At 53.7% G+C, this 5,934-nt stretch carries 5 protein-coding genes; 2 read left to right on the top strand and 3 right to left on the bottom strand.

Annotated features, from left to right (window positions below; translation table 11 throughout):
* Positions 1 to 45: 45 nt before the first annotated feature.
* The 3 genes from galS to folE all read right to left on the bottom strand — a co-directional run bounded on the left by galS (position 46) and on the right by folE (position 3,054).
* The gene (gene galS / locus AB7E14_RS19400; RefSeq protein ID WP_043000123.1) at positions 46 to 1,071 is read right to left on the bottom strand and encodes an HTH-type transcriptional regulator GalS; all 1,026 of its coding nucleotides are present in this window, start codon (positions 1,069 to 1,071) and stop codon (positions 46 to 48) included.
* 142 nt (positions 1,072 to 1,213) lie between these two features.
* Positions 1,214 to 2,371, bottom strand: a complete 1,158-nt coding sequence (gene yeiB / locus AB7E14_RS19395) for a DUF418 domain-containing protein YeiB (protein ID WP_044326533.1) — start codon at positions 2,369 to 2,371, stop codon at positions 1,214 to 1,216.
* Positions 2,372 to 2,385: 14 nt separating this feature from the next.
* Complete coding sequence (gene folE / locus AB7E14_RS19390; RefSeq protein WP_043000121.1) at positions 2,386 to 3,054, bottom strand: GTP cyclohydrolase I FolE; 669 nt, start codon at positions 3,052 to 3,054, stop codon at positions 2,386 to 2,388.
* Positions 3,055 to 3,362: 308 nt separating this feature from the next.
* On the opposite strand from folE, the gene fghA reads away from it, so the two are divergent.
* Both fghA and AB7E14_RS19380 read left to right on the top strand, forming a co-directional pair.
* The gene (gene fghA / locus AB7E14_RS19385) at positions 3,363 to 4,199 is read left to right on the top strand and encodes an S-formylglutathione hydrolase (RefSeq protein WP_044326534.1); all 837 of its coding nucleotides are present in this window, start codon (positions 3,363 to 3,365) and stop codon (positions 4,197 to 4,199) included.
* Between the two features lie 284 nt (positions 4,200 to 4,483).
* Positions 4,484 to 5,934: TonB-dependent receptor domain-containing protein (locus AB7E14_RS19380; protein ID WP_428169816.1), on the top strand; the 1,451-nt coding region annotated here is incomplete at its 3' end.

The raw sequence follows: 5,934 nt of genomic DNA, 5'->3' as shown, positions 1-5,934 counted from the left end.
ACACACAAAAAACACACAAAATGAAAGCGGTTACATCTGGCGAAATCATAAGTTAGTGATCGCCGCCGCATTCTGTCGTACAGCAACCGAATGACGCCGCACGAGGGTCGGCATAAAGCAGTGGGTCGCGGATAAATCCAGCGTTCCCGCAGCGCCCTGTAATGCGAGTTCTGTCGCCAGTTTTGCCATAGAAGCAATGGGATAGCGCACCGTTGTCAACTGGGGATCGGTGTAACGGGCGATGGGAATATCGTCGAAACCAATGATTGAAAGGTGTAAGGGAATGGAAATGCCGTTGTCCTTTAGCGCCGTCAGCGCGCCCGCGGCCATATTGTCGTTATAGGCAAACACGGCGCTTAGCTGCAGGTTGCGCCCCAGCAGCTCAACCATTGCCGCCTCACCGCCCTGCATATCCGGTGCTCCGATGCCAATCCAGCTTTCAGGCGCCACAATGCCCTGCTCCTTAAGTGCACTGCTCCACCCTTCCCGGCGCATGACGTCATCTTCAATGCGGTGGCTGGAAGCCAGATAGCCAATCCGCTGATGACCATTATTCAATAACATACGGGTCGCCATTTTCGCGCCGCTGATATTGTCCAGGCACACGCAGCGGTGGGCGTAGCCAGGGACAATGCGGTTGATCAGCACCATACCGGGGATCTGATCCATAAACTCGCCCAGTTCCCGATCGCTTAACGCTTTTGAGTGAACGATCAGCGCGTTACAGCGCTGGCGGATCAACACCTCAATGGCATGACGCTCTTTTTCGGCTTCATGATAGCTGTTGCCGATCAGCACATATTTTTGATGCTGTTGAGCGACCAAATCCACCGCTTTCACCAGCGCGCCAAAAAACGCATCGGACACGTCCATCACCACCACGCCGATGGTTTCACTGACCTGCGTGGCCAGCGCCTGGGCATTGGCGTTTGGCCGATAGCCCAGCAGCGTCACCGCCTTCATTACCGCCTCGCGCGTATCAGGACTGACCAGCGCGCTGTTATTTAACACGCGGGAAACCGTCGCTACCGATACGCCTGCCTGACGCGCCACATCACGAATGGTGATCATATTCACTACCCTGTCTGGAATTGCAGCCACTCGCTGCATAACTGGCGGCTATTTTGTCAGCGGAGGGAAAAGGACTACGTGAGTGCGGTCACAGCGATGAAAGCGCTTACATCCATTTTGTTAATGATTGTGATCCAGATCGTTATCTGGATGTATGGGACAAAGATGTCCCTGACGCTCGCAGGGTTAATTGCCGCCAGAGCCACTCCATCGGGCCCTGAGGCAGGAACCGTAACCAGATCACGGAGAAAAGCAGGTTTGCCAGCCACACCGGGATGACAAACAGCAGCAGTTCCAGTCGGTCAAATTTCATAAATAAGCCGAATTGATAAAACAGCGTGGTGCAAATCACGGTTTGCAGCAGATAATTTGTCAGCGCCATTCGCCCGACACAGGCAATCGCATGAGCGATTTTGCTGCGGCTTAACTGCGGCCAGTAACCAAACATCAGCGCGGTATAGCCGAGCGTCTGAAATGGTGCGCTGAGTTCACGCGGGGCCTGTAACAAGAACGCGCACCAGCGATAGCTCCAGTCCAGTTGCCACTGCGCGACCACGGCAGGCAGGTTAATAAGTAGACCCACGGCGATCAGTAAAAAACCGCTGCGTCGGTAATGCGAAAGACGAAACTGCCCTTTCAGCCAGCCACTGCGCATCAGTGCCGCCCCGAGCAACATCATACCCGCCAGTTGCCAGCCATACTGCGCGCCCAGCGCCAGCAGGCTGTTCGATAAGGCATCGATCCGATTACTGATGGCTTCCACGCCGCCATTCACCTTCCAGTATTGTTCATACAGCAACGCAGACGCATCCGGCGTCCAGGCGCGGTTTGTTTCACTGCCGGAGATCGCGCCAAGCAGCAGCAGAACGGCAATGCCGACCAGATAGAGCATCACGCCGGTGTTAAACAGGCTTTTCACCGATGGTGCATCGCGCACCAGTCGCCAGCAGATCAGCCCCACCAGCCCATAGGCCAGCAGAATATCGCCGTCCCAAAACAGCAAGGCATGAATAAAACCAAGTAGCACCAGTAGAGTCAGACGGGACTGGATCCAGCGCTTACCGCGCGGCAGCAGCATTTGCAGGCCCGCGCCAAACAACAGTGCAAACAAAGTGAGAAATTTTACCTGCGCGAACAGATCCAGAATGGCCCATGTCCAGGCATCTGAAGCCGTGATATTTCCGTACCAGGCGGGATTGAGGTAAGCCGCCTTTGGCAAACCAAAGGCGCTGATATTTAACAGCAGGATGCCAAGGATGGCGACGCCACGGACAAAATCCAGCGTGACATTACGCTCCATAGCTCCTGCCTTAATCAGTTGTGATGACGGACCGCGCGCAAAAATTCCTGACGCGTATTCTGGCTCGATTTAAACAGACCGCCAAGCGAGGTGGTGGTGGTTGCACTGGTGGCATCACGAATACCGCGTGCTTTCACGCAATAATGCACCGCATCAATCGATACGGCCACGTTATTGGTTCCCAGCAGAGTTTGCAGCGCGGTCAGGATCTGTTGCGTCAGACGCTCCTGTACCTGCGGACGTTGGGCAAAGAACTGGACGATGCGGTTGATCTTCGACAAACCAATCACCGACTCTTTCGGGATATAGGCCACGGTGGCTTTACCATCAATGGTCACAAAATGGTGTTCACACGTGCTGGTGAGAGTGATGTCGCGTACGGTGACCATCTCATCGACTTTCATTTTGTTTTCAATGACGGTGATTTTCGGGAAATTGGCGTAATCCAGGCCTGAGAAAATCTCATCGACATACATTTTGGCGATGCGATGCGGGGTTTCCATCAGGCTGTCATCGCTCAGGTCGAGGTTCAGCAACTGCATGATCTCGGTCATATGGCCTGAGATAAGACGTTTGCGCGTTTCGTTATCCATCTCATGCACGGGCGGGCGCAGCGGCGTTTCCAGCCCTCGCGCTACCAGCGCTTCATGAACCAGGGCCGCTTCTTTACTGAGTGATGACATTTATTCTTCTCCTGCAGGTGTGGCGCCTCTGCCCTGCGTGGGGCAAAGTTTGTAGGCTGTTGACAGCCTGATTATTGTGCGTGAGGCCGCGCACATAATCCAGTATTCACAACGATAATTATTGAAATCGCCGTTGCCTTTCAAACCGCGTTTCGTAAAAGAGGACGGGAAGGGTTACATCGACGTGTGCTCGATGATGAAGCAAGTCTGCGCGATGCGGAAGTGAAAGTTACTCACAGTGCCATGAATTATCTGTATTATGGGGAGTTTGCGAACACATTCAGGTTCAACATAACAAGGAGCCACGCATGGAAATGCTCGAAGAGCACCGCTGTTTTGAAGGCTGGCAGCAACGCTGGCGTCACGACTCCACCACGCTGAACTGTGCAATGACGTTCAGCATTTTTCTCCCTCCCCCTCGCGATACGACCCCTCCGCCGGTTCTGTACTGGCTGTCCGGGTTAACCTGTAATGATGAAAACTTTACCACTAAGGCCGGTGCGCAGCGTATCGCGGCTGAATTAGGCATCGTTTTAGTCATGCCGGATACCAGCCCGCGCGGTGAACAGGTCGCCAACGATGAGGGGTATGATCTTGGTCAGGGGGCCGGTTTTTATCTCAATGCGACGCAGCAACCCTGGGCTGCTCATTTCCGCATGTATGATTACGTGCGGGACGAACTCCCGTCGCTGATTCAGGCGCATTTTAACGTCAGCGATCGCTGCGCGATCAGTGGACACTCCATGGGCGGTCACGGTGCGCTGATCATGGCGTTGAAAAATCCAGGCAAATACACCAGCGTTTCTGCATTCGCCCCCATCGTTAACCCGTGCCGCGTCCCGTGGGGCGAAAAAGCGTTTCTCGCCTATCTCGGCGAGGATCGCGCCGCATGGGCGCAATGGGATAGCTGTGCGTTGATGTACGCCAGCCAGCCGGAAGACGCCATCCCGACGCTGATTGACCAGGGCGACAGCGATCAGTTTCTGGCCGATCAGCTCCAACCCGCGGTTCTGGCTGAAGCCGCACGCCAGACCGCATGGCCGATGACGCTGCGTATTCAGCCTGGTTACGATCATAGCTATTACTTTATTGCCTCATTCATTGAGGATCATCTGCGCTTCCATGCCGCACATTTGATGAAATAACCGCAGGAGGGCAATGCGCCCTCCTTTTTCTTCTCCCTTTCTCCATGATTTCTTCATTTTTTCCTCACATTTACGTTCCGCTATCTTATTGACTTAAAAGGTTTTCCCTTACAAACCAAACAAACGCAAATGATTTCAATTATCATTTGTGTTTACAAATATTCATTCTTTTGTACAATTTCCCCCGCTTCTTTACCGCTAAGAGTTCTTAAAAGACAAACACATACAGTTGTCATGGCCTTTTACATGGCACGCGGTTTTTATTCGTTTAATGGAATGACAAAATGACTATACCTCACGTTAAGGCTATTGCCATCGTCGTCAGCGCGGCATGCCTCCCATCGCTCGTTCATGCTGCCGATCAGGATACCGTTGTGGTTACCGCGACGGGATTTGAGCAGAAAATCCAGAACGCCCCAGCGTCAATTTCGGTTATTTCAAAACAGCAAATTGAAGACAAAGCTTACCGTGACGTTACCGATGCACTGAAAGATGTCCCTGGCGTAGTCGTCACTGGCGGGGGCAGCAGCAGTGATATCAGCATCCGAGGGATGGCGTCGCAATACACGCTGTTCCTGGTGAACGGTAAACGCATCAGCACTCGCGGTACGCGTCCGAACAGCGATAATTCTGGGATCGAGCAGGGCTGGCTGCCGCCGCTGGAGTCCATCGAGCGTATCGAAGTCATCCGTGGCCCGATGTCCTCGCTGTACGGATCCGATGCGATGGGCGGCGTGATTAACGTGATCACCAAAAAAGTCTCTAACACCAAAGGCTGGACCGGTTCTCTGCACGGTGACGCTACTTTCCAGGAAAACAGCGACTCCGGCGATCTGTTCCAGACCAATGCCTATGCTTCTGGTCCGCTGATCGACGGCTTGCTGGGCGCGAAAGTCACCGGACTGCTGTCCCGCCGCGCGGAAGATCAGATCGTCAACGGTTACAATGAGCAGCGCCTGCGTAACGGCGGTCTGACCCTTAACTTTACACCGGATGATAAGAACGACATCGATTTTGATATCGCTCGTGAATTGCAGGATCGCAACAGTACGCCAGGTAAATCGATGGCCGAGGAAACCTGCCGGAAAGGCACCTGTAAGCCAAACACGAAAAGTGAAAACCGCTATGAGCACACCACGTATTCACTGACGCACAGCGGCTATTACGATGATTTCAACAGCACCAGCTATATCCAGCAGGAAGAGACCCACAACCCGGGTCGTGAGATGAAGTCATACAACACGATCTTCAATAACCAGAACCAGATTTTCCTCGGCGCCCATACGATGACGCTGGGCGGTCAGTACCGTTATGAAAAACTGCGCGATAACGGCAACCAACTGGAAGCGGCTGACGGTCTGAATAAACTGACCCGCTGGAGCTGGGCGCTGTTTGCAGAAGACGAATGGGCGATGACCGATAGTTTTACCCTGACCGGCGGGATCCGTATGGATAAGGACGAAAACTACGGCGACAACTGGACGCCGCGCGGTTATGGCGTCTGGCATCTGAGCGATCAATGGACCTTAAAAGGTGGCGTCTCCGCAGGCTACCGCGCACCCGATCTGCGTCAATCCTCCGCAAACTGGGGTCAGGTCACCGGTGGCGGTCGTTTGAATGGCATTATTGTCGGCAACCCGGATCTGAAACCGGTAAAGAGCCTGAGCGAAGAGCTGGGACTGCTGTGGGATAACGGCGATAACCTTAATGCCGGCATCACCCTGTTCAATACTGA

It is taken from the genome of Citrobacter sp. (genome assembly GCF_050252275.1).
Classification (GTDB): domain Bacteria; phylum Pseudomonadota; class Gammaproteobacteria; order Enterobacterales; family Enterobacteriaceae; genus Citrobacter_A; species Citrobacter_A amalonaticus.
Note: the sequence above shows the minus strand (reverse complement) of the source record. Positions and strands in the feature narration are given on the sequence as shown.